This window comes from Pseudomonas sp. dw_612 (assembly GCF_018449725.1).
Taxonomy (GTDB): Bacteria; Pseudomonadota; Gammaproteobacteria; order Pseudomonadales; family Pseudomonadaceae; genus Aquipseudomonas.
This window is the reverse complement of the sequence record NZ_JAAVVC010000006.1, coordinates 1-26,887: the sequence shown is the minus strand read 5'-3', so window position 1 is coordinate 26,887 and position 26,887 is coordinate 1. Positions and strand designations below refer to the sequence as shown.

At 62.0% G+C, this 26,887-nt stretch carries 22 protein-coding genes; 16 read left to right on the top strand and 6 right to left on the bottom strand.

The window, feature by feature from the left end; translation table 11 throughout:
- The first annotated feature begins 43 nt into the window (after nucleotides 1-43).
- The 11 genes from HB680_RS11500 (at nucleotide 44) to HB680_RS11450 (ending at nucleotide 13,118) form a co-directional block, all read left to right on the top strand.
- Nucleotides 44-1,399 carry an MFS transporter gene (locus HB680_RS11500; RefSeq protein WP_213938652.1) on the top strand — a complete coding sequence of 452 codons (1,356 nt, stop codon included), beginning with the start codon at nucleotides 44-46 and terminating at the stop codon, nucleotides 1,397-1,399.
- 19 nt (nucleotides 1,400-1,418) lie between these two features.
- Complete coding sequence (locus HB680_RS11495; RefSeq protein WP_213938650.1) at nucleotides 1,419-2,270, top strand: fumarylacetoacetate hydrolase family protein; 852 nt, start codon at nucleotides 1,419-1,421, stop codon at nucleotides 2,268-2,270.
- Between the two features lie 2 nt (nucleotides 2,271-2,272).
- Complete coding sequence (locus HB680_RS11490) at nucleotides 2,273-3,106, top strand: IclR family transcriptional regulator (RefSeq protein WP_213938648.1); 834 nt, start codon at nucleotides 2,273-2,275, stop codon at nucleotides 3,104-3,106.
- A gap of 18 nt (nucleotides 3,107-3,124) precedes the next feature.
- On the top strand, nucleotides 3,125-4,783 hold the full coding sequence (locus HB680_RS11485; RefSeq protein WP_213938647.1) for a bifunctional 3-(3-hydroxy-phenyl)propionate/3-hydroxycinnamic acid hydroxylase: 1,659 nt from the start codon (nucleotides 3,125-3,127) through the stop codon (nucleotides 4,781-4,783).
- Between the two features lie 20 nt (nucleotides 4,784-4,803).
- On the top strand, nucleotides 4,804-5,652 hold the full coding sequence (locus HB680_RS11480; protein WP_213938646.1) for a VOC family protein: 849 nt from the start codon (nucleotides 4,804-4,806) through the stop codon (nucleotides 5,650-5,652).
- A gap of 47 nt (nucleotides 5,653-5,699) precedes the next feature.
- On the top strand, nucleotides 5,700-6,629 hold the full coding sequence (locus HB680_RS11475) for an MBL fold metallo-hydrolase (RefSeq protein ID WP_213938645.1): 930 nt from the start codon (nucleotides 5,700-5,702) through the stop codon (nucleotides 6,627-6,629).
- 14 nt (nucleotides 6,630-6,643) lie between these two features.
- Nucleotides 6,644-7,639: an amidohydrolase family protein gene (locus HB680_RS11470; protein WP_213938644.1), complete on the top strand. Its 996-nt coding sequence runs from the start codon at nucleotides 6,644-6,646 to the stop codon at nucleotides 7,637-7,639.
- 48 nt (nucleotides 7,640-7,687) lie between these two features.
- Nucleotides 7,688-9,157 carry an aldehyde dehydrogenase family protein gene (locus HB680_RS11465; RefSeq protein ID WP_213938643.1) on the top strand — a complete coding sequence of 490 codons (1,470 nt, stop codon included), beginning with the start codon at nucleotides 7,688-7,690 and terminating at the stop codon, nucleotides 9,155-9,157.
- Nucleotides 9,158-9,175: 18 nt separating this feature from the next.
- Nucleotides 9,176-10,303 carry an NAD(P)-dependent alcohol dehydrogenase gene (locus HB680_RS11460; RefSeq protein WP_213938642.1) on the top strand — a complete coding sequence of 376 codons (1,128 nt, stop codon included), beginning with the start codon at nucleotides 9,176-9,178 and terminating at the stop codon, nucleotides 10,301-10,303.
- A 99-nt stretch (nucleotides 10,304-10,402) separates the two neighbouring features.
- Nucleotides 10,403-11,764: an outer membrane beta-barrel protein gene (locus tag HB680_RS11455; protein WP_213938641.1), complete on the top strand. Its 1,362-nt coding sequence runs from the start codon at nucleotides 10,403-10,405 to the stop codon at nucleotides 11,762-11,764.
- An 82-nt stretch (nucleotides 11,765-11,846) separates the two neighbouring features.
- A complete protein-coding gene (locus HB680_RS11450; RefSeq protein WP_213938640.1) occupies nucleotides 11,847-13,118 on the top strand; it encodes an MFS transporter in 1,272 nt (423 codons plus the stop codon).
- A gap of 44 nt (nucleotides 13,119-13,162) precedes the next feature.
- On the opposite strand, the gene HB680_RS11445 is transcribed toward HB680_RS11450, so the two are convergent.
- Complete coding sequence (locus HB680_RS11445; RefSeq protein WP_213938639.1) at nucleotides 13,163-14,077, bottom strand: LysR family transcriptional regulator; 915 nt, start codon at nucleotides 14,075-14,077, stop codon at nucleotides 13,163-13,165.
- A gap of 116 nt (nucleotides 14,078-14,193) precedes the next feature.
- On the opposite strand from HB680_RS11445, the gene HB680_RS11440 reads away from it, so the two are divergent.
- From HB680_RS11440 to HB680_RS11430, 3 genes are all read left to right on the top strand, one after another.
- Nucleotides 14,194-15,462: a serine hydrolase domain-containing protein gene (locus HB680_RS11440; RefSeq protein WP_213938638.1), complete on the top strand. Its 1,269-nt coding sequence runs from the start codon at nucleotides 14,194-14,196 to the stop codon at nucleotides 15,460-15,462.
- 46 nt (nucleotides 15,463-15,508) lie between these two features.
- Nucleotides 15,509-16,525 (top strand): NAD(P)-dependent alcohol dehydrogenase, encoded by a 1,017-nt coding sequence (locus HB680_RS11435; RefSeq protein ID WP_213938637.1) that lies wholly within the window; start codon nucleotides 15,509-15,511, stop codon nucleotides 16,523-16,525.
- Between the two features lie 89 nt (nucleotides 16,526-16,614).
- The gene (locus tag HB680_RS11430; RefSeq protein WP_213938636.1) at nucleotides 16,615-18,063 is read left to right on the top strand and encodes an aldehyde dehydrogenase family protein; all 1,449 of its coding nucleotides are present in this window, start codon (nucleotides 16,615-16,617) and stop codon (nucleotides 18,061-18,063) included.
- A 53-nt stretch (nucleotides 18,064-18,116) separates the two neighbouring features.
- On the opposite strand, the gene HB680_RS11425 is transcribed toward HB680_RS11430, so the two are convergent.
- A complete protein-coding gene (locus HB680_RS11425) occupies nucleotides 18,117-19,775 on the bottom strand; it encodes an NAD(P)/FAD-dependent oxidoreductase (RefSeq protein ID WP_213938635.1) in 1,659 nt (552 codons plus the stop codon).
- Nucleotides 19,776-20,008: 233 nt separating this feature from the next.
- Complete coding sequence (locus HB680_RS11420; protein WP_213938634.1) at nucleotides 20,009-20,914, bottom strand: LysR family transcriptional regulator; 906 nt, start codon at nucleotides 20,912-20,914, stop codon at nucleotides 20,009-20,011.
- Nucleotides 20,915-21,071: 157 nt separating this feature from the next.
- Here HB680_RS11420 and HB680_RS11415 point away from each other — a divergent pair, with 157 nt between their 5' ends.
- Both HB680_RS11415 and HB680_RS11410 read left to right on the top strand, forming a co-directional pair.
- Complete coding sequence (locus HB680_RS11415; protein ID WP_256735510.1) at nucleotides 21,072-21,632, top strand: hypothetical protein; 561 nt, start codon at nucleotides 21,072-21,074, stop codon at nucleotides 21,630-21,632.
- Nucleotides 21,633-21,649: 17 nt separating this feature from the next.
- Entirely contained in the window at nucleotides 21,650-22,282 is a 633-nt protein-coding gene (locus HB680_RS11410; protein WP_213938633.1) for an NAD-dependent dehydratase, read from the top strand.
- Nucleotides 22,283-22,291: 9 nt separating this feature from the next.
- On the opposite strand, the gene HB680_RS11405 is transcribed toward HB680_RS11410, so the two are convergent.
- From HB680_RS11405 to HB680_RS11395, 3 genes are all read right to left on the bottom strand, one after another.
- Entirely contained in the window at nucleotides 22,292-23,920 is a 1,629-nt protein-coding gene (locus HB680_RS11405; protein WP_213938632.1) for a methyl-accepting chemotaxis protein, read from the bottom strand.
- 93 nt (nucleotides 23,921-24,013) lie between these two features.
- On the bottom strand, nucleotides 24,014-25,681 hold the full coding sequence (gene pgi / locus HB680_RS11400) for a glucose-6-phosphate isomerase (RefSeq protein WP_213939003.1): 1,668 nt from the start codon (nucleotides 25,679-25,681) through the stop codon (nucleotides 24,014-24,016).
- 83 nt (nucleotides 25,682-25,764) lie between these two features.
- Nucleotides 25,765-26,887: transketolase C-terminal domain-containing protein (locus HB680_RS11395; RefSeq protein ID WP_276572261.1), on the bottom strand; the 1,123-nt coding region annotated here is incomplete at its 5' end.

The following is a 26,887-nucleotide window of genomic DNA, read 5'->3' as shown; positions in this document are numbered from 1 at the left end:
TGCCGAAACACGGGCCGCAATAACAAAAAGAAGAGTCCATGCCATGCAAACCGTGCCTGAAACCCAAAACGTCCTGAGCGACGTGATCGACCAACGTCCCATGGGGCGTTTGCAGCTTGAATTGATTGGCCTGTGCGTGATCCTCGCCGCCATCGACGGCTTTGATACGCAAGTCATGGGCTTTCTGGTCGGCCCGATGGCGGAATCCCTGGGCTTGCCACCCGCCAGCTTCGGTCCGGTGTTTGCCAGCACCCTGCTTGGATTGATGGTCGGCGCGCTGAGCCTGGCCCCGCTGGCTGATCGCATTGGGCGCAAGAAAGTCCTGTTGGGCTGCGTCGCCACCTTCAGCCTGTTTTCACTCTTCACCGCCCTGACCCACAGCTACGAACAACTGCTGCTGGCGCGTTTTCTCACTGGCCTCGGACTGGGCGGCGCCATCCCCAACCTGATTGCCCTGGTCTGCGAATACACGCCAAAACGCCATGCCCGCAGCGCGGTGACCCTGGTGTTTTGCGGCATGCCGTTGGGGGCCATGGCCGCCGGCCTGATTGCCGAACAACTGCTCCCGGCCCTGGGCTGGCGCGCCGTGTTTATCTGCGGGGCCCTGCTGCCGTTGATCATCGCGGACCTGTTGTGGCGCAGCCTGCCGGAATCGGTGGAGTTCCTGTCGCGCAGCCCGGCTAACCGCGCCCACGTGACCCGCATCGTTTCGCGGTTGATGCCGACGCTGAAAACCCTGCCGGACTCTCTGTTCAATCGCCCACAGGCCAATGCCCCACGCATTTCCCCACGCCGTCTGTTCGAACAGGGCATGTGGCGTCGCACCCTGCTGCTGTGGCTGCCCTATGCCATGAACCTGCTGATCCTGTATTCGATCATGAGCTGGGTGCCGACCGTATTGAGCAGCGCTCAGCTTCCCGCCAGCACCGGCGTTCAGGCCATCGTCCTGTTCAGCCTGGGCGGTGTCCTCGGTTCACTGGTCCAGGGCCGGTTGATGGATGCTTTGGGAGCCCACCGGGTGTTGATCGCGCAGTTCCTGGCCTATCAAGTGCTGGTCCTGGTACTGGTGATGTTGCCGCTTAAGGCGGCGAGCTTCCTGACCATCCTGTTTTTGATGGGCGTGCTGATTCAGGGCGCCCAGGCCGGGCTGAACGCCCTGGCCGCCGAACTCTATCCCCAGGAAATCCGCTCCACCGGCATTGGCTGGGCGCTGGGCGTCGGCCGGATCGGCTCGATCCTCGGCCCCTTGCTCGGCGGCCTGATGGTCGGCCTTGGCTGGCACGTCCAGCAAGTGTTCATGGCCGCGCTGATTCCCAGCCTGATTGCCTTGTGCGCCCTGTTGGCGATCCATTTCAGCCAGCGCCGGTACAACGCCTCTCACCCTGCCCCGACTTATTAATCCTCTCAGGAGACACACCATGAAAATTGCCAGTTTCTTCAACCAGGGAATCCCCAGCTACGGCATCGTCGATGGCGATCAGGTGATCGACCTGCAATCACTCAAATCCGACCTCGGCTATGACCTGAAAGCCGCGATCACCCACGGCCTGCTGAGCGACCTGACACCGGCCAGCCTCGCCGCACTGCCCCGCCTGGCCTTGAGCGACGTCACGTTCATGCCAGTGATTCCCAACCCGGGCAAAGTGCTGTGCATCGGCATCAACTACGCCACCCATGTCCGTGAAACCGGCCGCGACATGCCGACCTACCCGATGATCTTCACCCGTTTCGCCGACAGCCAGACCGCGCACCTGCAATCGATCCTGCGCCCGAAAGCCTCGCACAAGCTGGACTTCGAAGGTGAACTGGCCATCGTCATCGGCAAGAAAGCGCGCCATGTCAAAGCCGAAAACGCCCTCGACTATGTCGCCGGTTACGCCTGCTACAACGATGGCAGCGTGCGCGACTGGCAGAAGCACACGATCCAGTTCGTGCCCGGCAAGAACTTCCCGCAGACCGGTGGTTTCGGCCCGTGGCTGGTGACCGCCGATGAAATCCCAGATCCACAGGCGCTGGAACTGACTACCCGGCTCAACGGCGAAATCATGCAGCACACCAACACCAGCGACATGATTTTCGACGTGCGCAAGCTCATCGAGTACTGCACCACTTTCACCGAACTGGCCCCCGGCGATGTGATCGTCAGCGGCACCACCGGCGGCGTCGGCGCATTCCGTGAACCACCGGTGTGGATGAAACCGGGCGACGTGGTGGAAGTGGAAATTTCCGGCCTCGGCATTCTTCGCAACACCATCACGGACGAGATTTGATCATGACCGACGCGAACAAACCTGCCGAGACGCTGGCCGACTCAACGGAAAGCGCTGCCGACACCAAGGGCTCCAGCCTGGAGCGCATGCTCAAAGTGCTGGACCTGTTCACCGAGCATCAACCGGTGTGGACCGTCGACGACCTGGGCACTGCCATGGGTTTCACCCGCTCGACGATCTACCGCTATGTGCGTGAACTGGCCGATGTGGATTTGCTGTTCCAGGTCGAAGCCGGTCGCTATGCACTCGGTGCACGGATCATCACCTGGGACCGGCAGTTGCGGGTTAGCGATCCATTGGTGCGCGCCGCCAGCCAACTGGAGAGGGAGTTTCCGCAGTGGAGCGAATCCCAGGTCTGGCTGACGTGTCGGTTGTTCAAGGACCAGGTCGTGTGCGTGCACCAGAGCGGCAGCCTCGCCAGCGAAGTCAGCTACACCCGTGGCACGCCTCGCCCGTTGTTCCTCGGCGCAACCTCCAAGGCGATCCTCGCCAACCTCGGTTCACGCCAGCACAACCGCTTGTACCTGGAGAAGCACGAAGAGGTGCGCCTGAGCCATCTGGGGCAGAACTGGGAAGAATTCCGTCGCGCCATGCAGCGCCTGCGCAAAAAAGGCTATGTCGTCTCGCGGGCCGAAGTCGACAGCGGTATTTGCGGGGTCGCGGCGCCGATCTTCGACAGCGACGGCAAGGCCATCGGCAGCATCAGCTGCGTACGCCTGGACAGTGAGTGCGACGCCGAACGCGATGACGAGTACGGCCAGCAAGTCGTGGAACTGGCGCAAAAACTGTCGCAACTCATGCAGGCTTTTTCCGGGCGTCCCCGGCCGTTGGACTAAACAACATCGGTATTGATCATGACCACTTCCAAGATTATCAACACCGGCGTGCTCATCAGCGGCGCCGGCCCCACCGGTCTGACGCTGGCCAACTACCTGGGCCAGGCGGGTGTGGAGACGTTCATCATCGATCGCAAACAGAGCACCGTGGGCGAACCTCGCGCTGTTTCGATCGACGATGAGTCCCTGCGCACCATGCAGGCCGTGGGCATGGATCAAGCCGTGCTCAAGGATGTCGTGCCCGGCTACGGCGTGCATTACTACACACGCCCCGGCGGCCGTTGCTTCGGCAAGGTCGAGCCGACCTCGACCCTGTACGGTTTTCCCAAGCGCAATGCGTTTCGCCAGCCACTGTTCGAAGCCACCTTGCACGAAGGCATGCACCGCTTCGATAACCTGCGCGTCGGCTTCGACCATGAACTGCTGCACGTCGAGCAGGATGCGACGGGCGTCACCGCCAGCGTGCGCGATGCCAATGGCGAGATCCTGACCGTCAAGGCGCGGTATCTGGTGGCGTGTGACGGTGGTCGCAGTCCGGTGCGCAAACAGTTGGGCATCAACATGGTCGGCTCAAGCTTCCAGTCGCGCTGGCTGGTGGTGGACACCGATCAGGACGACGATCCGTTCTGGCAATGCCGGATGTATTGCGACGCCCGTCGCCCGACGGTGGATGTGCCCGGTCCGCATCGCACCCGGCGCTACGAGTTCATGCTCAAGGCCGACGAAACCGATGCCGAAATGCTCGACGAAGCGCGGATCAAAGCACTGGTCAAACCCTTTCGCGGCGACAAACCGCTCTCCATCGTGCGCAAGACCGTGTACACCTTCCACGCCCGGGTGGCCGAGCGCTGGCGCGAAGGCCGGATTTTCCTGGCCGGTGACGCCGCGCACCTGACCCCGCCCTACGCCGGGCAAGGCATGAACAGCGGCGTGCGGGATGCGCACAACCTGGGCTGGAAACTGGCCGGGGTGTTCAAGGGTCACCTGAGCAGCGATGCCCTGGACAGTTATGAAACCGAGCGCCGCGATCACGCCTGGGCCTTGATCAAACTGGCCCTGGGCCTGGGTGTGGTCATGGCGCCTGCCAGTGTGTGGCGGGCGAACCTGATCAGCGCAGCCTTCCGCGTGATCGGCCTGCTGCCGCCGCTGCGGGATTACTTCCTGCAGATGCGCTTCAAGCCCAAGCCGCGCTTCACTCAGGGCCTGGTGATCGGCAACGGCAGCGCCGGCCAGTTGAGCTGCGGGCAGATGTTCCCGCAACCGACAGTCGAGGACGCAGCGGGCCATTCGGTGCTGCTGGATAAAGTCCTCGGCACCGGTTTCGCCCTGCTGCAATACGCGCCCCTCGTCGACAGTCGATTAAGTGCCCTGAAACACCCGTTGTGGGATCGCCTTGAAGCGCGGCGCATCCTGATTCTGCCCAAGGGCAGCCAGGTTGATTCGGCCAGCGCCGAACACGTCTGGGTCGACCGCGACGGCGCCCTCGCGACCTTGCTCGGCGAGCCTTCGGGACAACTGTTGCTGTTGCGCCCGGACCGCTATGTCGCGGCGATTTTCCCCCTCGCCGAGGAGCAAACCATCGCCAATGGTTTTGCCACCCTGCTGGGCATTCATCAGATCCCGGCCAGTGCCGCGATGGACCCGCGCGGCACCCTCGTCGACACCCTGACTCCGTAATCACCGCCAAGGAGACCGTCATGCATACGTTGCAGACTCAAACCCCCGCGCGCCTGTTATACCTGCACCTCTCCAGCAAAGAGCCGCAGCGCCAGGTCGATTTCTACTCACGCATGCTCGATTTGCAGGGCTACCGACAAGCCGATGGCACCTGGGTGCTGACCGGGCCGCAACGCGCGGTATTAATCAGCCCGGCCGACAGCAACGGCTTTCTCGCCGCCGCCTATGGTGTCGCCGACCAGGCCAGCCTCAACCGCTTGCGCATCAACCTGCAGACTCGCGATTGCCAGACCGAGGACGTCCGTTCGCCGTTGCTGGAAGACAACGCCTTCAGCATCCGCGACCCCCAGGGCCGGCAGTTACTGTTCGGTGTTGGCCGGGACATTCCCGACGCCAGCCACCCCGGCATGCCGGGCCGCTTGCAACATGTGGTGTTCCAGACCACCGAGCTGGAAGCGGTGCTGGACTTCTACATCAACAAGGTCGGTTTCACCGTGTCCGACGATGTCGTCGATGAGGCCAACGGCGCACTCATGACCCGCTTCATGCGCTCGGACAACGAACACCACTCACTGGCGTTCTTCCGTGGCTCGCGCAACGAACTGGATCACCACTGCTACGAAACCAATGAGTGGAACGACATCCGCGACTGGGGTGATCGCTTCGCCAAGGAACACATCACGATCTTCTTCGGCCCCGGTCGCCACGGCCCCGGCAACAACCTGTTCTTCATGGTGGTGGATGCCGACCGCAATCGCCTGGAGCTGTCTTCCGAGTTGGAAATCACCCGCCCGGAGCGCCAGGCCGGCGTCTGGCCGCACTGCGAATACTCACTCAACTCCTGGGGCAAGGCCTGGATCAGAACCTGAGCGACGCCTTCCCCATCAACACGACAATAACAACAGACAGGTGACCTATGAGCGCTTCATTCACTCAGCAACTGCAAGGTGGCTGGACTCGTTTCATGCACGGCGAATTCGAATGCACGGTAATCACCGACGGCCCATTGCACATGGGCGCGCCGCATCCGACCTTCATCGGCGCTGATCCGAAGGAAATCGACCAGTTGCTGGAAGACAACTTCCTGCCCAAAGACCGGATGTCCCTGAACCAGAACATTCTGATCGTCAACACCGGCAGCCAACTGGTGTTATTCGACACTGGTTCCGGGGTCAATGCCGAGTTCGGCATCAAGACCTTCGGCGCGCAAACCGGCCAGGCCCTGACCAACCTGCGCGCGGCGGGCATCGACCCGGCGGACATCGACATCGTCGCCCTCACCCACGCCCACCCCGACCACTGCTGGGGCCTGGTGGACGATGACGGTCAGTTGCTCTACCCGAATGCACGGATCGCCATCGACCCACGCGAACTGGATTACTGGACCGACCTGAGCATTCTGTCGACGCCCAAGGGCGAAGCGATGAACCCGCACATGCGCGACCACTTCCTGGGTGCGCACAAGAACCTCACGCCGTACGTGGAACTGGAACGCATCATCCTGATCGGTGACGGCTTCGAACTGCTGCCCGGCATCACCGCAGTCAGCACCCCCGGTCACAGCCCGGGCCACACCCTGTACAAAATCGAAAGCCAGGAGCAGACGCTCGTGCTCTGGGGCGATCTGTGTCACCACCAGGTGTTGCTGTTGCAGCGGCCGCAATGGGGTTTCCTGTTCGACTATGACAATGCGGCCGCCGCTCACACCCGCATCAAAGTCCTCGAAGAAGTCGCCCGCAAACGCTACGCCGTTCTGTCCTACCACTTCCCGTTTCCGGGCCATGGTCATCTGGTCGAACGCGATAGTGGCTACGGCTGGTTGCCGATCGAATTGCAATTGTATTGAGTCGAGGAATCGCCATGTCCCTGCCCACCGATTCGACAGCGCGCTGCCACTGCGGCCTGATCGATGTTCATGCCCATTGCCTGTCGCCGACCTATAAAGCGGCACTGACCAACGCCGGTCTGCTGACCCTGGACGGCGGTTATCCGGTGCCGGAGTGGTCGCCGGAAAAGGCCCTCGCGGTCATGGACGCCGGCAATATCGAGACGATGATCCTGTCCGTCTCGTCGCCCAGCGTCAGCTTTCTCAAGGAAAAACACGAGCGCGTGGCCCTGGCCCGCGCGATCAACGAAGACACCGCCGCCGTCATCCAGCAGCACCCCGGCCGTTTCGGTGGTTTCGCGACGCTACCATTACCCCACGTTCAGGCGTCGCTGGCGGAAATCGCCTACGCCTTCGACGAACTGAAATTCGACGGTGTGGTGATCGAAACCAACGCCGACGGCAAGTACCTGGGCAGCGAAGATCTGGCGCCGATTTTCGATGAATTGAACCGCCGCCAGGCCACGGTGTTCCTGCACCCGACGTCGCCGCAATGCTTCGACGCGGTGGGCCTGGGTCGCCCGGCGCCGTTGTTCGAATTCCCGGTGGACACCGCCCGCACGGTGATCGACCTGGTGTTTTCCAACACCTTCAAGCGCTGCCCGGACCTGAACCTGATCCTGCCCCACGCCGGTGGCGTACTGCCGTCGATTGCCCGGCGCATCGCGCTGTTGTCCGGCATGCCGCAGATGAAGCCGACGCCCAAGCCGGGGACCGAAGTGATCGAGGAATTGCAACGGCTGTACTACGACGTGGCGATGTCGGCCAACCAGCCGACCTTCGACGGTTTGCGCACCCTGGCGCCGCTGTCGCAGATCCTGTTCGGCACGGACTTTCCGTTCCAGCCGGCGGCCAATGTCGCCGCCAACGTGAAGCATTTCCGCGAGCTTGAAGGTTTGAGCGCCAGCGAACACGAAGCGATTGCCCGTGGTAATGCGCTGCGCTTGTTCCCGCGTTTGCGCCGAGGCTGAGACCGCCACGAGCGCGCGGCGCTCGTCACCCTTTAGAGAGCGAAGATTATGAGCACCAGTCACTACACCGGTTTTGCCGGGCAATACATCGACGGTGAGCAGCGCAGCGGCGGCAGTGGTCGCCCGTTGCTGGACACCAACCCGTACAACGGCGAGGTGATCGCCGAACTGCAACTGGCCGACCTCACTGACCTCGAACGGGCCTGCCAGTCCGCTCAAGCCGCACAGTTGAAGTGGGCGCGCACCTTGCCGGCCGAACGCAGCGCAGTGTTTCACCGCGCGGTGCAGATCATGCAGACCCGCCGCGAAGAAATCGTCAGCTGGCTGATCCGTGAAAGCGGCAGCACCCGCACCAAGGCCAACATGGAATGGGCCGCCGTGCGCGATGGCATGCTCGAAGCCGCGACCTTCCCCAACCGGGTTGTGGGGCGGATTCTACCGATTGATATCGCCGACAAGGAAAGCCGCGTCTATCGCAAGCCGCTGGGGGTGATCGGCGTGATCAGCCCGTGGAACTGGCCAATGCACCTGTCGCACCGTTCAATCGCCCCGGCGCTGGCCCTCGGCAACGCGGTGGTGGTGAAGCCGTCCCAGGAAACTCCGATCACTGGCGGCCTGCTGCTGGCGCGCATCTATGAAGAAGCCGGTCTGCCGGCCGGGCTGTTGAACGTGGTGGTGGGCCAGAACAGCGAGATTGGCGATGCGTTCGTCCGGCATCCTGCGCTGCGTTTTATCTCTTTTACCGGCTCGAACAACGTCGGTCGTCATATCAACGCGCAGATCGCCGCCGCCAGCACCCTCAAGCACGTCGCGCTGGAGTTGGGCGGCAACGCGCCGCTGGTGGTCCTTGATGACGCCGATCTGGAGCACGCGGTGCATGCCGCTGTGGTCGGGCGCTTCCTGCATCAGGGCCAGATCTGCATGAGCACCAACCGGATCATCGTTGACCGCTCGCTCTACAACGACTTTGTCGAACTGTTCATCGAACGGGTGTCGCGCCTGAAGTTCGGCGACCCGGACGCCGCCGACACGGTGATCGGCCCGCTGATCAACCGTCGTCAACTGGACGGCGCATTGGCGCACATCGCCCAGGCCCGCGCCGATGGCCTGCCGCAACTGCTCGGCGGCGAGGCGCAAGGGCTGGTGTTGCCGCCGCATGTGTTCGGTCCGGTCAGCAATGACTCGGCGCTGGCCCAGGCCGAGCTGTTCAGCCCGATTGCGCAGATCATCCGCGCCGACAATGAAATTCATGCCTTGAACATGGCCAACGACACCGAATACGGCTTGAGCAGCGCGGTGTTCACCCGCGACGAAGGCCGCGGCCTGCGCTTCGCCCAGCAGTTGCAGGCAGGCATGGCGCACATCAACGACATCCCGGCCAACGACAGCCCCAACAGCATGTTTGGCGGGGTGAAAAACAGCGGTTTGGGACGTTTCAACGGCGACTGGATCATCGACGCCTTCACCACCGACCACTGGATCAGCGTGCAACACGCGCCACGTCCGTATCCGTTCTGACCCGAGGAGTGATTGCTCATGCAACAGCCACAGTCAAACTTGCGCCGCGCCAAAGCGGCGGTCGTCCGGGAAAAGGGCGGGCGCTTCCTGATGGAAGAGATTCAACTGCAAGCGCCCCGCGCCGATGAGGTGCTGGTGCGGGTGGTCGCCTGCGGGGTGTGCCACACCGACCTGATCGTGCGGGACCAGTACTTCCCCTGCCCGCTGCCGATGGTGCTGGGCCATGAAGGCTCGGGGGTGATCGAAGCGGTGGGTGCCGATGTTAAGGACTTCAGCGTCGGCGACCACGTGGTGATGACCTACCTCTCCTGCGGCCACTGCGAACCCTGCAACACCGGCGAGGCAACGTATTGCACCCACACCTTCCCGTTGAATTTTGGAGGCAGTCGCCTCGACGGCAGCGGTTCAACCCACGATAGCCACGGGCATGCGATCCATGACCATTTCTTCGGTCAGTCCTCGTTTGCCACCTACTCGATTGCCAACCGCCGCAACCTCGTCAAGGTCGACAAGGACTTGCCGTTGGAGTTGCTCGGGCCATTGGGTTGCGGTGTGCAAACCGGCGCGGGCGCGGTGCTGAATGTCTTGCAACCGAAGGCCGGGACATCCTTTGCGGTGTTCGGCGCCGGGGCCGTGGGCTTGAGCGCGCTGATGGCGGCGCGCATTGCCGGCGTCACCACGCTGATTGCGGTCGACATCACGCCGGGACGCCTGGAGCTGGCCAAATCCCTGGGGGCCACGCATGTGGTCAACAGCCTGGAAGTCGACCCTGTGCAAGAGGTCCGGCGCATCACCGGCGGCGGCGCGCACTGCACCCTGGAAACCAGCGGCCGCCCCGCCGTGTTGCGCCAGGCGATTGATGCGCTGCGCACGCGCGGCACCTGCGCCATTGTCGGCGCGCCGCCGGCCGGCACCGAAGCCAGTTTCGACGTCAACGAGGTGATGACCCAGGGCCGCACGATTCGCGGGGTGATCGAGGGCGAAAGTATTCCCTCGGTGTTCATTCCGCGCTTGCTGGAGTTGTATCGCCAGGGCCGATTCCCCTTTGACAAACTGGTGCGCTTCTACGACTTCGATGACATCAACCAGGCCGTTGCCGACGCGCAAAGCGGCCTGACCGTCAAACCGATCCTGCGTATGGGTTAAACCCCGGCGCAAGCAACAGGCTGCCCTCCCGTCTCCAGGCATTCGCCCGGACCGGGCGGGCAGTGAATTCGCCTACCTACAAAAACAAGAGAAAAGGCAATGCATACCATCAAGATCACTCAGCTTGGTGCGGTTCTGGCCGCCTGCGTAACGCTCAACGTGCATGCTGCACCGACGGAAGATCGGGGCGAAGGCGCGCTGTTCACCTCGATTTTCGGTGACAACTTCGAGAAAGAAACCGGGATCATCGTCTCCGGTCTGTCGGAGACCACGTTCTCGCGCAACAGCAACTCGACCCATGCCGAACGGCATGACGGGATGAGCAATTTCCCGATCATCGGCGCCGGTGACGAGAACGTGGAATTCGGCTCGTTGCGTTTGTTTATCGACAAGCCGCTGGCGTCGAACGTGATTCCCCGGGTCACGCCGCTGCCCGGTCCGACGCCGCAAAACTTCTCCTTCGGTTTCACCTTTGAAGGCAACTACGGGCGCAATGCCCAATTCGCCCGGACCTTCGGCTGGGACATGCACTGGGGCGTGAACTCTCCGGGTGACGATGACCCAGCCAAGGCGCAACGGGACAAACAACGCTTCCTCGCCGTGCCCAACCTGGCCGCCACCGCCTACGTGCCGATCGGCACCGGCCTGACGGTCATGGCCGGGATTTTTGGCCCGGGGATCGGCTACGAAATCCCGCCGGACATTCGCGAAGCGCGCAACGCCTTCGCCACCAAGACCTACGCCCTGGTCTCGGAGCCGGGCACATTCTCCGGCGTGCTGATGGGCACACGCCTGATGAGCAATGCCAGTGGGGTGCTGGGCGTCGAGTTGGGCGTGGTGCAAGGCTGGAACAACCTGCGTGACAACAACGACAGCAAGTCGCTGACCGGCGCCGTGCGCTGGCGCACGCCCGACATGAAAACCTGGATCGATTATGAGTTCGTCGTCGGTAACGAGGAGAACAGCAACACCGACGATGTCCAGGCACCGATCCAACGCCTGATTTCACCGGATGGCCAGCTCAAGCAACAGCACTCGGTCAACGGCTGGCATGCCTTCGATGATCACTGGTCGATGGGCGCGGAAGTGCTGTATGGGCATCAGGCCGGCGACGGCAAACCCGACACCGTCGACATCGTCAACGGCCCCGGTTTCGACGGTGCCCGCTGGTGGGGCGCGAACGCGGTGCTGACCTACCGCTATCGCAAGGACCTGGCCTTTTCGGTACGCGGCGAGCACTTCAGCGACCCGGACGGTTTCGCCCTGTTCCCGGTCAGCGCCGCGCGCGGCGACTTCAATGCGCTCACCGCCGGCTTTCGTTATGACGTCAACCGCTACCTCTCGCTGCGCCCGGAACTTCGCTACGACTGGTTCGACGGCAATCGTGAGGATCACCCCTTCGGAAACGGCCGCGATCGCGATCAGCTGACCGCCACCGTGGATGCGTTGTTCTACTTCTAAACCGCTGTTCCCGAGCCGCATCTGGCCCTGGAAGCCCCGGGCCATGGGCACTTCTCATCCCTGAAAACTGGAAACCCGAACCATGAACAACAACAAATCTGCATGGGACTCGCGTTACGAATGGAAAGCTGTGCTGCTCCTGGCGTTCGGTTTTGGCCTGGTCGGCCTAGACCGTTTCATCATCCTGCCGCTGTTCCCGGCGATCATGAAAGACCTGGCCCTGGACTATCAGGACCTGGGCAATATTTCGGCGGTACTGGCCCTGGCCTGGGCGCTGTCGTCCATCCTGATCGGGCGGATCTCGGACACGTTCGGCCGCCGCAAAGTACTGATTCCTTCGCTGATGATCTTTTCACTGCTGGCCGGCCTCTCCGGGTTGGCCACCGGCATCGCTTCGTTACTGCTGATCCGCGCGGTCATGGGCGTGGCCGAGGGTGCGTTCACCACCACGTCCATTGCCACCAACGCCGAAGTCTCCCATCCGCTGCGACGCGGGCGAAACATGGGCATCCAGTTGGGCTTTTTTCCCCTGCTCGGCTTAGGCCTGGCGCCGATCATCGCCACGCAACTGCTCGCCGTGGTGCCGTCGTGGCGCTGGGTGTTTGCCATCGTCGCGCTGCCGGGTTTTGTACTGGCCTGGTTGATCTACCGCAACCTCAAGGAAACCCGGCCGCAGCGCGCCAAGGCCACGGTGGCCAGCGCTGAACCGGTGGAGAAACACAGCTGGCTGACCGTGCTGCGCCATCGCAACATGCCGCTGAACATCATCTGCATGTGTTGCGCGCTGACCTGTCTGTTTGTCGTCAGTGTGATGACGGCCAACTACCTGACCGATTACCTGCACCTAAGCATTTCGCAGATGGGTTTCGTCATGTCGGCCATCGGCTTCGGCGGCTTTATCGGGGACATGATCATGCCCTCGCTGTCGGACCGTTTCGGACGCAAACCCGTGCTGCTGCTGTCGTTCGTGGGCACGGCGCTGTTTCTCTGGCTGCTGACCAACACCGGCGCCGAACCGCTGAAACTGTTCGGCCTGTTGTTTATGACGACCTTTTTCAACTTCAGCATGATTTGCGTGCTCAACGGCCCGCTGACCAGTGAATCGGTGCCGCCCTCGTTGATCGCCACGGCGACAGGCCTGATCGTCGGCGCTGCAGAGTTGTTCGGTGGCGCAGTGGCGCCGGCACTGGCCGGTTTTATCGCCCAGCATTACGGCATTGAGAAAACCCTGCTGCTGGCACTGGGCAGTCTGGGGATCGGGTTGCTGGTGAGCCTTTTCTTAAAGGAAACCCTGCCGGGCAAGCGCAAATCGATGACAGACCAAGGGTTCCCCGGCCTCATCAAGCCTGACTGATCCGACCGCCCGTTGCGGCTGAACGGCCGCTACGGGCACTCAGCTCAAGGCAGCGACCACGGCGCGAGCGGATTGAAGGCATTGACCAGGAAGTCGGTCATCACGCGGACCTTCGCCGGTGGCGTGCGATCGGACGAGCGCACCAGATGAATCCCGCCAAGGTCAGCGGTCGGCGCATCCAGTGTGACCTGTTCAAGCGCCCCTTGGCGGATGGCATCGGCGACGATGAACGCCGGCTCGTAGAGCACACCCAGACCGGCGGCAGCCGCCGCCACCAGCGCATCGCCGTTGTTGGTGCGCAGGCTGCCCTTGATCGCCACACGCTTATCGGCCTCCTTGCCGAAGCGCCATTCATCGGGACGCGACAGGCTCGACAAGGAAAAACTCAGGCAATTATGCGCGGGCAAATCCGCCCAGCGCGCGGGGCGTCCGTGCTGGTCCCAATAGCCCGGCGCGGCACATACGACCATGGCACTGTCGGCCAGTTTGCGCGACACCAGGCGACTGTCTTTCAGCGGCCCCACGCGGATCGTCAGGTCCCATCCCTCCTCCATCAAATCCACCACGCGATCATTCAACCCCAGGTCAACGGTGACGCCCGGGTGCTTGCGATTGAATTCCGGCAGCAGCGGCGCGACGAAGCGCACACCAAACGACAGCGGCACATTGAGCCGCAACAACCCACTGGCATCCACACGCTGGGAGACGATCATCGCTTCCACATCTTCCAGGTCCGGCAGAATCCGGCTGCACGCTTCCAGATATTGCTGGCCCGCTTCCGTCAGGGTCAGCTTGCGCGTGCTGCGATGAAACAGACGCACACCGAATCGCGCCTCCAGGGCGTCCACATGTTTGGTCGCCATCGCCGGCGACACGCCCATCTGCCGAGCACTGGCCGAGAGGCTGCCGAGATGGGCGGCATGAGAAAACACCTGCATTCCGGTAATCCGATCCAGCATTTCGATTTCTCACTGTCGCTAAAAACTGAACCGCCAGCGTAGTGGATTATCACCCTCATAGTGAAGAGCTAGAGTGCGGATCATTCACTTCATCATGCTTGCGACAGGAATCAGCCATGGAGTCCACACCGCTTCAAAACGCGGCAACCGCTAAACAATTTTCACGCCGCCAGGTGCTCGTTAACGCCTCGGTAGGAGGCCTGGGCGTTGCGCTGGCCGGCCCCCTTTCCCATGCGTTGGCGGCAACGCCGACATGGGATCGGGCCAAGGCCATGGATGACGTTATCTTCAGTGCAGTGAACAGCGGCAAGATTGTTGGCGCAACCGTCATCGCCGCGAAAAACGGCGAAATCGTCTACCAGCGCGCGGCCGGTTTCGCCGACCGGGAAACCCGGCGTCCGATGCAAGAAGATGAAATCTTTCGCCTGGCCTCGATGACCAAACCCATCGTGGGCGTGACGGCGCTGGCGCTGATCGACCAGGGCAAACTGGGCCTGGAAGATCCGCTGACTCGCTGGCTTCCGGATTTCCGCCCCAAACTCGCAGACGGGCGCGAACCGGTCATCACCGTGCGCCATCTGCTGACCCACACGGCGGGCCTGACCTACGGTTTTCTGGAAGCGCCGGACGGACCTTACCATCGGCTTGGCGTCTCCGATGGGCTGGATGCATCCGGCCTGACCCTGGACGAAAATCTTCGACGTATTGCCGCGGCGCCGTTGCTGTTCGAACCGGGCACCGGTTGGCACTACTCAGTCGCCATCGATGTGCTGGGCGCGGTCATCGAACGGGTGACCGGCCTGCCCCTGGCCGAAGCCGTACGCCAAATCGTGACCGATCCGCTGGGCACTTCCAGCCTCAAATTCGTGGCCGACGCCGGTAGCGTGCTGGCCACTCCGTACGGCGATGCCGCGCCTGCCCCCGGGCGAATGACCGAGCATTTCTCCCTGCCATTCGGCCCCAGCGCGATTGTCTATTCGCCCGCCCGGGCCTTCGATGACGGCGCTTACCCTTCGGGCGGCGTCGGCATGGTCGGCACGGCCAGGGACTACCTGCGTTTCGTCGAAGCCATGCGTACCGGCGGCGCCGGGATCATTCTGCCGGACACGGTGGCGGCGATGACGCGCAACGCCATCGGCAATCTGCCGGTCGCCGCCGCCGGCCCGGGGTTTGGCTGGGGCCTGGGCGTCGCGGTGCTCAAAGACCCGGTGGCGGCGAAACTGCCGCTGTACGCCGGTAGCTGGAACTGGGCCGGGGTTTACGGCACGAATTTCTGGGTCGATCCCGTCCAGGGCCTGAGCGTGGTGACGCTGACCAATACCGCCGTCGCCGGCATGAGCGGCGACTTCCCCACCGCACTACGCCGGGCCGCCTACGCGAGCTGACCTGGCACTTTCGAATCCATCACTGACCTACTTCGAGGAAGCAACCATGAAGGCTTATCAAATCCTGGCGGGCACCGGCATTGCCGGACTCAAACGTGTCGAGCGTCCCGAGCGCAGCCCCGACGCCCACGAAGTCAAAGTGCGCATCGACGCGACTTCGCTCAACCACCGCGATCTCAGCTTTGCCAAGGGCCAGTTTTATAACCCGCCAAGCTATCCGATCATCCCGCTGGTCGACGGCTGCGGGGAAATCATTGCGGTGGGCAACGCCGTCACTCGCTTCAAAATCGGTGATCGCGTGATCACCAGTTACTACCCACGCTGGGTGGATGGGGCGTTGTCGTCGAGCAAAACCGCGATTTCATTTGGCGCCCAGTTCGACGGCACCCTCGCCGGGGAAGTGGTCGCCAGCGAGGAGTTTTTCACTGCAGCCCCCATCAGTCTGACGCCAACACAGGCCTCGACCTTGTCCTGCGCTGGCGTCACCGCCTGGAATGCGCTGTTCGTCGCCGGGGCGCTCAAGCCAGGCTCCAGCGTGCTGATTCTGGGCACCGGTGGCGTATCGCTGTGGGCGCTGCAACTGGCCAAGGCCGCCGGCCTGTTCGCCATCGTGACCTCGTCGTCGGATGAAAAACTGCAACGGGTCAAAGCCCTCGGGGCCGATGGGACGATCAACTACCGCACGACGCCAGACTGGCAAGACGAAGTGCTGCGACTGACCGCTGGCGCCGGGGTCGATCTGGTGGTCGAAGTCGGCGGCGAAGACACGCTGGCCCGCTCCCTCAAGGCCGCCGGTGTCGGCGCGACCGTCGTGGTGATTGGCCGCGTCAGTGGCGGCGGCGGTGTCTCGATCGAGCCCGGCATGCTGATCGGCGGCGCCAAGCGGCTGGTCGGGGTTACAGCGGGCAGCCGGGCCATGCTCGAAGACTTGGTGCGGTTCGTCGACGTCAACCGGATCGTGCCGACCATCGACAAGGTTTTCCCGTTCGATGAAGCCGTCGCCGCCTATGAATACCTGCAATCGGGTGCGCATTTCGGCAAGATCGTGATCGATGCCAGATAAACACACAAATCCCATATTGTTAGATTTATGTTGAATTATCGAATCGAGAACAGCATTCTTTACCTCCCGAATATTTCAAAGGTTTTCTCATGGGACAGCTAGCAAAGCACTGGATCAATGGCGAATGGATGGACAGCGGGCAACTGCGTGACAGCATCAACCCCGCCACCGGAGAAGCCTTCGCCACGTTCTACGATGGTGGCCTGGCTGAAGCGAAAAAAGCTGTAGCCGCCGCCAGACAGGTCTTTCACGACAGCGACTGGAAAGTCGATGCAATGCGCCGCTCGACCGCACTCAGCCATTTGGCGGATGCCTACGAACGCCGCTCACAAGAAGTGATCGACTGCCTGACCAGCGAGAACGGCAAGTTGAAAATGGAAGCCGGTTTCGAAGCCATGCAGATCGTTCGCGCCCTGCGCTTCGCCGCCGGCCTGGCGCTGACCACCTTCGGCCGCGTGGCTGAACCGCGCCCGGGCACACAATCCATGGCGTTGCGTCAGCCAGTGGGTGTGGCCGGCCTGATCGTGCCGTGGAACTCCCCCGCGTTTCTGCTGATTCGTGCCCTCGCCCCGGCCCTCGCCGCCGGGTGCACCGCCGTGATCAAGCTCCCGGCCCAAGCCGCGCAGACCGCGTATTTGTCTGCGCAAATACTGGCCAGCGTTGCGGAGATTCCGAAGGGCGCGATCAACATTTTTGTCGAGAGCGGCGCAGAAGGCGCGAAATTCCTCGTGGACTCTCCCGACGTACCGGTGATCAGTTTCACCGGCAGTACCTCGACCGGTCGCAACATCGCCATTGCCGGTGCTGCGCAGTTCAAGCGGATTGGCTTGGAGTTGGGTGGCAAGACACCGCACCTGGTGTTTGACGATGCAGACCTTGAAGCGGCAGTGCCGGCCATCGTCGCGTCATCGACGGTGTTTGCCGGTCAGTTCTGTGTCACCGGCAGCCGCATCCTGGTGCAACGTGGCGTCGCGGAAAAACTCAAGGGCTTGCTCGCAGAACGCCTGTCGGCCGTGCAGCCGGGGCCAGCGGCCGATCCCGCCAGCCAGATAGGGCCACTGATCGACCGCCAGGCGGCCGAGCGTGTGGAACAGATGGTCAAGGTCGCGCTCAACGAAGGCGCCACGGCGATCGTGCGCGGTGGTTTGATCAGCGAAGGCCCACTGGCCGGCGGTGCATTCTATCGCCCCGCGCTGCTGGAAGTGCCAGCGGCGGGCCTGGCGATTTCACGGGACGAAGTGTTTGGCCCGGTGCAGACGTTGCAAGTGTTCGACACCGAAGATGAGGCCATCGCCATGGCGAACGACAGCGTGTACGGGTTGAGTGCCTGTATCTGGAGTCGCGATGTCAACCGACCGATTCGCGTGGCTCGACAACTCGATGCCGGTCACATCTGCATCAACGACTGGGCCAGCATGCAGGTCGAGTTCGAAGAAGGTGGTTTCAAGAACAGCGGACAAGGTCGGCTCGGCGGCCTGGCCGGCCTGGATGACTTCCTGGAGTACAAACAGATCCTGCAGGTGTTCGGTCAAGCCTGAAGCAAGGCGAGTACCGGGCGGCGACCTCACGGCTAGCCGCCCGACTATCCCGATCAGGTCGTCGCCCGACGACCCGACGCCCCCCTGGCCACCACTTCCTTCAGATCAAGCCCCTGGTCCTGCAACACCACTTGTGCCGTGTTACGGCCCGGCAGACCACTGATGGATCCGCCCGGTGCGGTACAGGCGCCTGTCTGATAAAGGCCGAGAATGCCCATGCGGCACGGTGCGAAGTTGCCGCCGCGATTGTCGAAATGGTGCGCGCTGCCACGCCACATCGAGGGGTTCATCCGCTCGATATCCAGTGGGCTCAGCAGGAATTTGGCGAGCAGTTTGTCTTTGCTCAGATTGCTCGTGTAACGCAGGTAGCGCGTCAATACCGCATCGGCCACTTGATCCTTGATCTCATCCCAGCGCTGCGGCCCACCCTTGAGGTTGTACGGCATGCAGCCTTCGATTTTCAACAGACCCTGCCCCTCCGGCACGCGCGTCTTGTCGAACACCGACGGATGACACACCTGAAGCGGGTAGTCGGCAATGTTCAGTTCGCCATGGGCGTCGTCCGGGCTGAGGCTGAAAATACTCGCCGGGTCTTCCATCAACGACGCCTCGACACTGGCAACGGTGCCCCCTGAGGCCAGCGCATATTCCGGCTCCTCGCTGAAGGCGAAATGAAACTGGAACATGGCCAGCTCTGGCTGCATCAGGTTGACGCCATCGAGAACCCCGTCGCCGAACAACTCCTGTGGCGCCATATTGATCAGATGCTTGACGTGGATGCTGGAAACCACGCCCTTGCTGGCTCGGTATTGCGTGCCGTCCGCGCACTCGACGCCTTTGCACGCAGCGTTTTCTATCACGAGCCGGGTAATCGGTCTGTCGGTGAGAATCACCCCGTCGTGCGCTTCGATAAACCGCCCGAGCGCCACGCTCAACATCCCCGAGCCACCTTTGGGAATCGGCCGCCCCTTCAGGTGATCAAGCATCGAGAACGCCTGTTTCCCCGTGCCGTAGTCACTGCCCATCGGCCCGAAAAACCGCCCGCCCGACAGCGCTGCGGCGCGCATTTGCGGACTCTCCCAAACTGTCTGGGAAGCGGCGAAACCGGTCATTTCGCTTAACCGACGCAGGTAGATTCCGTCACGTGAATTGGCCGCCGCTTCTGCGCTCATTGTCGCCAGCCCCGCACGGGCCGCAGCGGCGCGGCGGAAGGTCTGGGCATCCTTTTTGGAGACCTGCTCGATGGTCGCCGCCGTGCGCTCGACATCATTGCGAAACACGGTGAAGGACGCACCATCGAGGAACGGGTAGTGCAACACCACGTCCGGGTACAGCAGTTCGTAGCCGTATTGCGCCAGGTCCAATTCATGGTCGCGGATCAGCGGGTTGTTGAGAATCACCCCGTGAACGCTGGAGCACAGGTCTTCCTTGAATCCCGGCAATAACGGCTCGGTGGTTTTGCAGCCACCGCCAATGACGGCATCGCCTTCGAGTACCAACACCCGGAAACCCGCTTTAGCCAGATAGGCCGCGCAGACCAGGCCGTTGTGGCCTGCGCCTGCAATCACATAATCGAACGACTCCGACGGTGCTTTGGCCTGTTTGGCAGAAGTGGGTGTGGTGTCGGCTGAGGCTACGTCCATCAGCCCTGCCAGTGCCGCCGGCAGGACTGCCGCGGCTTTGAGGAAATCGCGACGAACAATCGGTGGCATCATCAGCTCCTGGTCGCATAAAACATGCATTCAATACTTCGCGGTGACACTACCGGCAATGCGCCGCAGGGATTAGCCGCCGGCCATGAAACTCACTTCACACCCACAGAAGGAAAGCCTGCAATCCTTGTGGGAGCGAGCCTGCTCGCGAAGGCGGTGTGTCATTCAATATTGATGTTGGCTGGTCCACCGCTTTCGCGAGCAGGCTCCCACAGGTGCTGCGGGGCATGGCTTCAATCCCCCACGGTGTAGGGCGCATTTTCAAAGCGCTTGCCCAGCCACTGGGCGAAAACACGCACGCGAGAGGACAACTGACGACTCTGCGGATAGAGCACCGACACCGGCATGGGCGGTGGCGCAAAACCGGGCAAGACGATCGTCAACCGACCTTCGGCCAGCTCCTGCTCGATCCGGTAGCGCGGCACTTGCACCAACCCCAGCCCGGACAGCGCGGCCCCCGTGTACAGATCCGCGCCGGTCACCGAGACGATGGCCGGCAAGTCGATCTCGATCACTTCATCGTTCAGCATAAAGTCCAGCCCCATGGGCTTGCCGGTGGCGCTCGATACGTAGCTCACCGCCACATGGGAGCGCAGCGCTTCAAGATCGAGCGGCACACCATAACGCTGCAAATATGCAGGGCTGGCCACGGTGACTTGCTCCATGCGCGCCACGCGCCGGGCAATCATCGACGAGTCCTGCAAAGAACCGGCGCGCAATACGCAGTCCACGCCTTCACGCACCAGGTCGACCAGACGATCGTCTTCGCCCAGGTGCAGGGTGATATCCGGGTATTGCGCCAGAAAATCCCCCAACGCCGGCATCACGAAGTGCTTGGCCAGCGTGCCCTGCAGATTCACCCGCAGCAGGCCCTTGGGTTTTGCATCGCGAAAGGAGGTTTCCGTTTCCTCCAGGTCCGCCAGCAAACGCACGCAACGATGGTAGTAAGCCTCGCCGTCATGCGTCAGGCGCACTTGGCGTGTGGTGCGCTCCAACAAGCGCACGCCAATGCGCAACTCCAGGCGTTTGATCAAATTGGTCACGGTGGCACGCGGGATGCGCAGATCTTCCGCCGCCGCCGTAAAACTCTGGCGATCGGCAACCCGGATAAACACCTGCATTTCCTGGAATCGATCCATCGCAAGACACAACGCCTGATAGTTGAAGTAAATGGAATTATATAACCCGTTTTGACGTAATTATCGGCGTAAAAAAACAGTCCATCATGCGCCCGCTCGCCACTGCCCACGAGAGAAGCGCCTATGCCCATTAATTTGTCTCACGCCGAGTAACGCCATGGCACCGCTGCCCAGTCGCCTGAAAATCGCCAGCCTGGCGCTTTTCGCCACGATTTGTCTCACGGCGTGTGGCGCTCAGCGCACACCCGATGCCAAGCAGGACATGACCATGAAACCCTCCATCACCTATTTGCATTTGCTTCGCCACACACCGTTTTTCACGACGTTGTCGACCGACCAATTGCGCTGGGTCATCGACCATTCGCGCGAGTGGGAAACCGAGGCGGGATCGGTCATCGCCAAGGACGATCAGACCGGCGCGTCAGCGACGGATTACTGGATCCTGCTCGATGGCGAATGGCGCCTGCACTACGACGGCAACACCTTTCCCAGCGGACACGCGGCGCCGGGCAAGTGGTTCAACCTGCGCGAAGCCCAGGGCGCGCGCTTCGCGCTGATCACCACCGAACACAGCTACGTGATGCGCATCACCGAGGCCGACATGGACACTATGCTCAAACAAGGCTTCGCATTCGACCAACACCTTGATGATGGCCGTACGTATTACCACTCGATATTCCACACTCCTTCCAAGACCCCGGGGCTTGCGGCCCGCTGAACACAGAGACCACCACGATGAAAGTATTGATTCTCGGCGCGACCGGACAAGTTGGCCGCAATGTGCTGCAGCAAGCGCTGGACGATGCGCGCATCGAGCAGGTCATCGCACCCACGCGCCGGGCAATGGCGGCACACCCCAAGCTCATCAACCCGGTCGCCAATGATCTGCGCCAGGTACTGCCGGATGTCGCCAGGCTGTCGATCGACGCGATGATTTGCGCGATGGGCACCACCCCGTCGAAGGCCGGCTCGAAGGAGGCATTTCGACTGGTCGATTACGTGCTGCCGATCAAGTTCGGCGAACTGGCGTTGAGCCTCGGCGCACAGGCTTGCGCGATCATCTCGTCGCCCGGCGCCTCGTTGTCCGTTCCGGTTTACTACTGCCGGATCAAAGGTGAGCTGGAACGGGATATTCAAGGCATCGGGTTCCCTTCGCTGACGATCATCCGCCCTGGAATGATTGGCGGCAGCCGTGAAGAGTTCCGTCCCGCCGAGCGCGTGATTCTCCCTATCGCCGCCCTGCTTAAGCCGATATTGCCGCGAAGCTTGTGGATCAACGCCCCGGCTAATATAGCCAGGGTGATGATCGATGCCGTGCTGTCGAGGTCTGCCGGGGTCCGGATGCTGACGTCCAGAGACCTTGTGTGAATCAGAGCCTTACAACCTGAAACGCTCGACCAGACCATTGAGGCCAGCGGCCAGCTTTGACAGTTCGCCGCTGACAATCGACGTCTGGTGTGAGCCGGTGGCCGTTTGCGTCGACAGATCGCGAATGCTGATCAGGCTCCGGTCGACCTCGCGGGCGACTTGGGCCTGCTCTTCGGCAGCCGTCGAAATCAGCAGGTTGCGCTCGTTGATCTGAATGATCGACTCGGTGATCTCGCTCAGGGCCTGACCGGCGGCTTCCGCCAGGCGCAAGGTGTTTTCGGCCTGCACAGTGGTCTGGTCCATGGACATCACGGCGTTGCTGGTCCCGGTCTGAATGTTGCCGATCATCTGCTCGATTTCCTGGGTCGAGACCTGGGTGCGATGGGCCAGCGCCCGCACCTCGTCCGCCACCACCGCGAACCCCCGCCCCGCCTCACCGGCACGTGCGGCCTCGATTGCCGCGTTCAGGGCCAGCAGGTTGGTTTGCTCGGCGATGGCGCGAATCACATCCAGCACTTTGCTGATGTCCACGGCCATGACGGACAGGCGTTTAACCTCGCTGGACGTGGAGCGCACGCTGGTCACCATCAGGCCGATGGCTCCGAGGGTTTCATCGACACGGCTGCGGCCGCTCGAAGCGGTAGCGCTCGATTGGGTCGCTGCGTCGGAGGCCAATGCCGCGTTGCTCGCGACCTCATCGACCGCCGCGCTCATTTCGGTGACGGCGGTCGCGGCCATCTCGATTTCATTGTTCTGACGGATCATCCCTTTGGAGGCGTCCTCGGTCACCGCGAACATTTGTTCAGCGGTGGTGGCGAGCTGAGTCGATGAGCCGCCAATCTGGGCGATCGTCTCACGCAGGTTGGCCTGCATGGTCGCCAGTGCAGCCAGCAACCTCGCCAGTTCATCCGAACCTTTCACCGCAATCGGCTGGCTGAAATCGTTGTTGGCAATTCGTCGGGCAATCGCCAGCGAGAGGCTCAGCGGAACGGTGACGCTGCGGGTGTACAGCCAGGCCAACAACACTGTCGCCAGCAATGAAATGACGATCAACACACTGACCAGGACCTGCGTATGCAGATAGACGGTGTCCGCCGCTTCGCCGGCCTGTCTGGCCTTGAGCTGCCCCAGATCAATCAGTTTCTGGACGCTGGCAGACACCTTGTCGATGGACGGTCGCACATCCGTCATCGTAAAGCGGTTGGCCCCGATCAAGTCGTTGCCATTGATGAAGGCCAGGTACTTTTCTTCGATGGCATTGAAGGCCTGGATCATGGTTTCCAGCTCATCGAATACCGCCCTGTCCCTGGCTGCCACAATCAGTCCCGAGAGGCGTTTCATTTTGTCTTGAGTGCTGGCGTGCAGCGCCGCTATCTCTGCCAAAGCCGCCGTATTCACTTCTTCGGTTTCCAGCGGATTACGCAAATTGGCGTTGTCGGTACGAACCAGGACGAAGCTTTTGTCCAGCTCCCCCAAGACCTGGATCGTGGGAACGATCGTCGTTTCCACAAAGTCTTCTGCGTCATTCAACGCGGACGCCTGCCTCAGTGCGAACAGGCCCATGCCACTGATCAACAAGCAGAAAAGCCCAAAACAAACCACCGAGCGAGGCGCGAGATTCAGCTTTCTGAGAAGCATAGATCACTCCATGTAAATAATTGGCCACGAGCGCCAGCACCGACAGGCGAACACCCCGTTCAGGTTGTTCGCCTGCTTTGAAAACGGCTGGATTCAGCCGCGGTGACGCCTGCGGAAATAATCGATCAGGCCTTGGGTTGAACAATCGTCGGCGGGGGGCGGATCGAACCCGGTCAGGCTGCTATAGACGCTGGTGCCCAACTCCTTCCCCAGCTCCACGCCCCACTGGTCGAACGAGTTGATCCCCCAGACCACGCCTTGCACGAACACCTTATGTTCATACAGCGCGATCAATGCGCCGAGACGCCGGGGATCGAGGGTTTCCATCACCAGGGTGTTGCTGGGCCGGTTGCCCGGAATCACTTTGTGCGGAGCCAGACGCTGGACATTGGCTTTCGACAGTCCCTTGGCCCGCAACTCGGCCTCGGCCTCCTTCAGGTTCTTGCCACGCATCAGCGCCTGGCTTTGCGACAGGCAGTTGGCGTACAACCAGTGATGGTGGTCGGCCAGTGGCTTGTGACTGACCACCGGGACGATAAAGTCCGCGGGAATCAGCGCCGTCCCCTGGTGCAGCAGTTGGTGATACGCATGTTGGCCATTGCAGCCAACACCGCCCCAAATCACCGGCCCGGTCCCGCAGGACACCGCCGCGCCATCCTGACGAATGCTCTTGCCGCTGGACTCCATGTCCATCTGCTGCAGGTGTTTTACGAAGTTGCGCAAGTAATGATCGTAGGGCAGGAACGCGTGGGCCTGGGCATCCCAGAAGTTGCGGTACCAGATGCCCAACATCCCCAGCAGCACCGGCATGTTGCTTTCGAACGGCTCGTCGAGGAAATGGCAATCCATGGCATAGGCACCGGACAGCAACTCCTTGAAGTTGGTCATGCCGATCGCCAGCGCAATGGGCAAACCGATGGCCGACCATAAGGAATAGCGACCACCGACCCAATCCCACATCGGGAAGATGTTCTTCTCGCGAATACCGAAGTCGATCGCTGCCTGATTGTTGCTGGTGACGGCAATGAAATGACGGTGCAACTGCTGCTCATTGCCGCCGCTGCTCAGGTACCAGGCACGGGCAGCCTGGGCGTTTTTCAGGGTTTCCAGGGTCGCGAACGTCTTGCTGGACACGATGAACAACGTGGTGTCGGCATTCAGCCGCGCCGTCAACTCATGGAACTCACTGCCATCGATGTTCGCCAGGTAATGGCAGCGCACCCCGGACGGCTGGCTGTAGGGCAAGAGCGCCTCAGACACCAGTTCGGGCCCGAGGAACGAGCCACCGATACCGATATTAACCACATCGGTGATCGCTTTATCGCTGTAGCCGCGCCACAGCTTGTTATGGATGCGGCCGACGATCTCGGTCATTTTCCCGAGGCTGTCGTGGACGTCGCGCATCAGGTTGCGTCCATCAACGATCAGGCGATCGCCCAACGGCCGACGCAGCGCCGTGTGCAACGCGGGACGCCGCTCCGAGGCGTTGACCGGCTCACCGGCAAACATCGCCTGGATCGCCTCGCCGAGCCCTGATTCCCGAGCCAGCCGAATCAACAGCTCGCGGGTTTCACGGGTGATCAGGTTCTTCGAGTAATCCAGGAAAAGACCACCGCTGGAAACGGAGAACTCATTGAAGCGTCCAGGATCAACCTCGAACTCGTCGCGCATGTTGAAGCGTTGCATGGCCAGACGGTGCTTTTGCAGCGCCCGCCAGGACGGCAGACCGGTGGCGTCCAGCGGTTGCAGGTAATGCTTGATGGAAGGTTTCCGCTCGGACGTAGACAGGGCAAGTAGCGTCGCCCTGGCAGCCAGGGCTTCACAATCGACTTCGGCGTCCATGGTTACGCCCCCGCCCGCGACTTGAGCAGCAGGATGCGCGCAGTTTCGAGCACGTTTTCGAGGGTGATCCCGAAGAGTTCATACAACGCCGGTGCAGGTGCCGATTCACCATACGTGGTCATGCCGATCACGCGGCCACCCAGGCCCACGTACTTGTACCAATAGTCCGCATGCGCCGCTTCGATGGCGATCCGGGCGCTGACTTGCAGCGGCAGGACCGCTTGCTTGTAACCGGCGTCTTGCGCGTCGAACACGCTGGTGCACGGCATCGAAACAACGCGAACCTTGCGACCTTGGTCGGTCAGTGTGTCGTACGCCTGAACCGCCAGGCCGACTTCCGAACCAGTGGCGATCAGGATCAGCTCAGGCTCGCCCGCGCAATCCTTCAACACGTAACCGCCACGGGCGATGTCGGCGATTTGCCGCGTGCTGCGCTCCTGATGCTGCAGGTTCTGACGCGAGAAAATCAGCGCCGAAGGACCGTCCTTGCGCTCGATGGCTTTTTTCCAGCATACCGCCGACTCCACGGCATCGGCTGGACGCCAGGTGTCGAGGTTCGGCGTGCTGCGCAGGCTGGTCAATTGCTCGATCGGCTGATGCGTCGGGCCGTCTTCGCCCAGGCCGATGGAGTCGTGGGTGTAAACGAACACCACGCGTTTTTTCATCAGCGAAGCCATGCGCACCGCGTTGCGCGCGTATTCCATGAACATCAGGAAGGTCGCGCCGTAAGGCACCAGGCCGCCGTGCAGGGACACGCCGTTCATGATTGCGCTCATGCCGAACTCGCGAACGCCGTAGTACATGTAGTTGCCGCTGGCGTCTTCCGCCGACACGCCTTTGCAACCTTTCCACAGGGTCAGGTTGGAACCGGCCAGGTCAGCGGAACCGCCGAGCAGTTCCGGCAGCAACGGGCCGTAGGCATTCAAGGCGTTCTGGCTGGCTTTACGGCTGGCGATGGTTTCGCCCTTGGCCGCGACTTCCGCGATATACGCCGAGGCTTTTTCCGCGAAATCTTCCGGCAGCTCGCCGCTCAGGCGACGCACCAGTTCATTGGCTTCGGTCGGGAACGCCGCGGAGTAAGCCGCGAAACGCTGATCCCACTCGGCTTCGGCGGCGCGACCTTTC

Coding starts and splice junctions, on each gene's coding strand:
- HB680_RS11460 (WP_213938642.1), top strand. CDS start 9,176: ATGCAACAGCCACAGTCAAACTTGCGCCGCGCCAAAGCGGCGGTCGTC.
- HB680_RS11405 (WP_213938632.1), bottom strand. CDS start 23,920: ATGCTTCTCAGAAAGCTGAATCTCGCGCCTCGCTCGGTGGTTTGTTTT.
- HB680_RS11420 (WP_213938634.1), bottom strand. CDS start 20,914: ATGGATCGATTCCAGGAAATGCAGGTGTTTATCCGGGTTGCCGATCGC.
- HB680_RS11495 (WP_213938650.1), top strand. CDS start 1,419: ATGAAAATTGCCAGTTTCTTCAACCAGGGAATCCCCAGCTACGGCATC.
- HB680_RS11440 (WP_213938638.1), top strand. CDS start 14,194: ATGGAGTCCACACCGCTTCAAAACGCGGCAACCGCTAAACAATTTTCA.
- HB680_RS11475 (WP_213938645.1), top strand. CDS start 5,700: ATGAGCGCTTCATTCACTCAGCAACTGCAAGGTGGCTGGACTCGTTTC.
- HB680_RS11410 (WP_213938633.1), top strand. CDS start 21,650: ATGAAAGTATTGATTCTCGGCGCGACCGGACAAGTTGGCCGCAATGTG.
- HB680_RS11465 (WP_213938643.1), top strand. CDS start 7,688: ATGAGCACCAGTCACTACACCGGTTTTGCCGGGCAATACATCGACGGT.
- HB680_RS11445 (WP_213938639.1), bottom strand. CDS start 14,077: ATGCTGGATCGGATTACCGGAATGCAGGTGTTTTCTCATGCCGCCCAT.
- HB680_RS11430 (WP_213938636.1), top strand. CDS start 16,615: ATGGGACAGCTAGCAAAGCACTGGATCAATGGCGAATGGATGGACAGC.
- HB680_RS11500 (WP_213938652.1), top strand. CDS start 44: ATGCAAACCGTGCCTGAAACCCAAAACGTCCTGAGCGACGTGATCGAC.
- HB680_RS11435 (WP_213938637.1), top strand. CDS start 15,509: ATGAAGGCTTATCAAATCCTGGCGGGCACCGGCATTGCCGGACTCAAA.
- HB680_RS11415 (WP_256735510.1), top strand. CDS start 21,072: ATGGCACCGCTGCCCAGTCGCCTGAAAATCGCCAGCCTGGCGCTTTTC.
- HB680_RS11455 (WP_213938641.1), top strand. CDS start 10,403: ATGCATACCATCAAGATCACTCAGCTTGGTGCGGTTCTGGCCGCCTGC.
- HB680_RS11490 (WP_213938648.1), top strand. CDS start 2,273: ATGACCGACGCGAACAAACCTGCCGAGACGCTGGCCGACTCAACGGAA.
- HB680_RS11480 (WP_213938646.1), top strand. CDS start 4,804: ATGCATACGTTGCAGACTCAAACCCCCGCGCGCCTGTTATACCTGCAC.
- HB680_RS11485 (WP_213938647.1), top strand. CDS start 3,125: ATGACCACTTCCAAGATTATCAACACCGGCGTGCTCATCAGCGGCGCC.
- HB680_RS11470 (WP_213938644.1), top strand. CDS start 6,644: ATGTCCCTGCCCACCGATTCGACAGCGCGCTGCCACTGCGGCCTGATC.
- HB680_RS11450 (WP_213938640.1), top strand. CDS start 11,847: ATGAACAACAACAAATCTGCATGGGACTCGCGTTACGAATGGAAAGCT.
- HB680_RS11425 (WP_213938635.1), bottom strand. CDS start 19,775: ATGCCACCGATTGTTCGTCGCGATTTCCTCAAAGCCGCGGCAGTCCTG.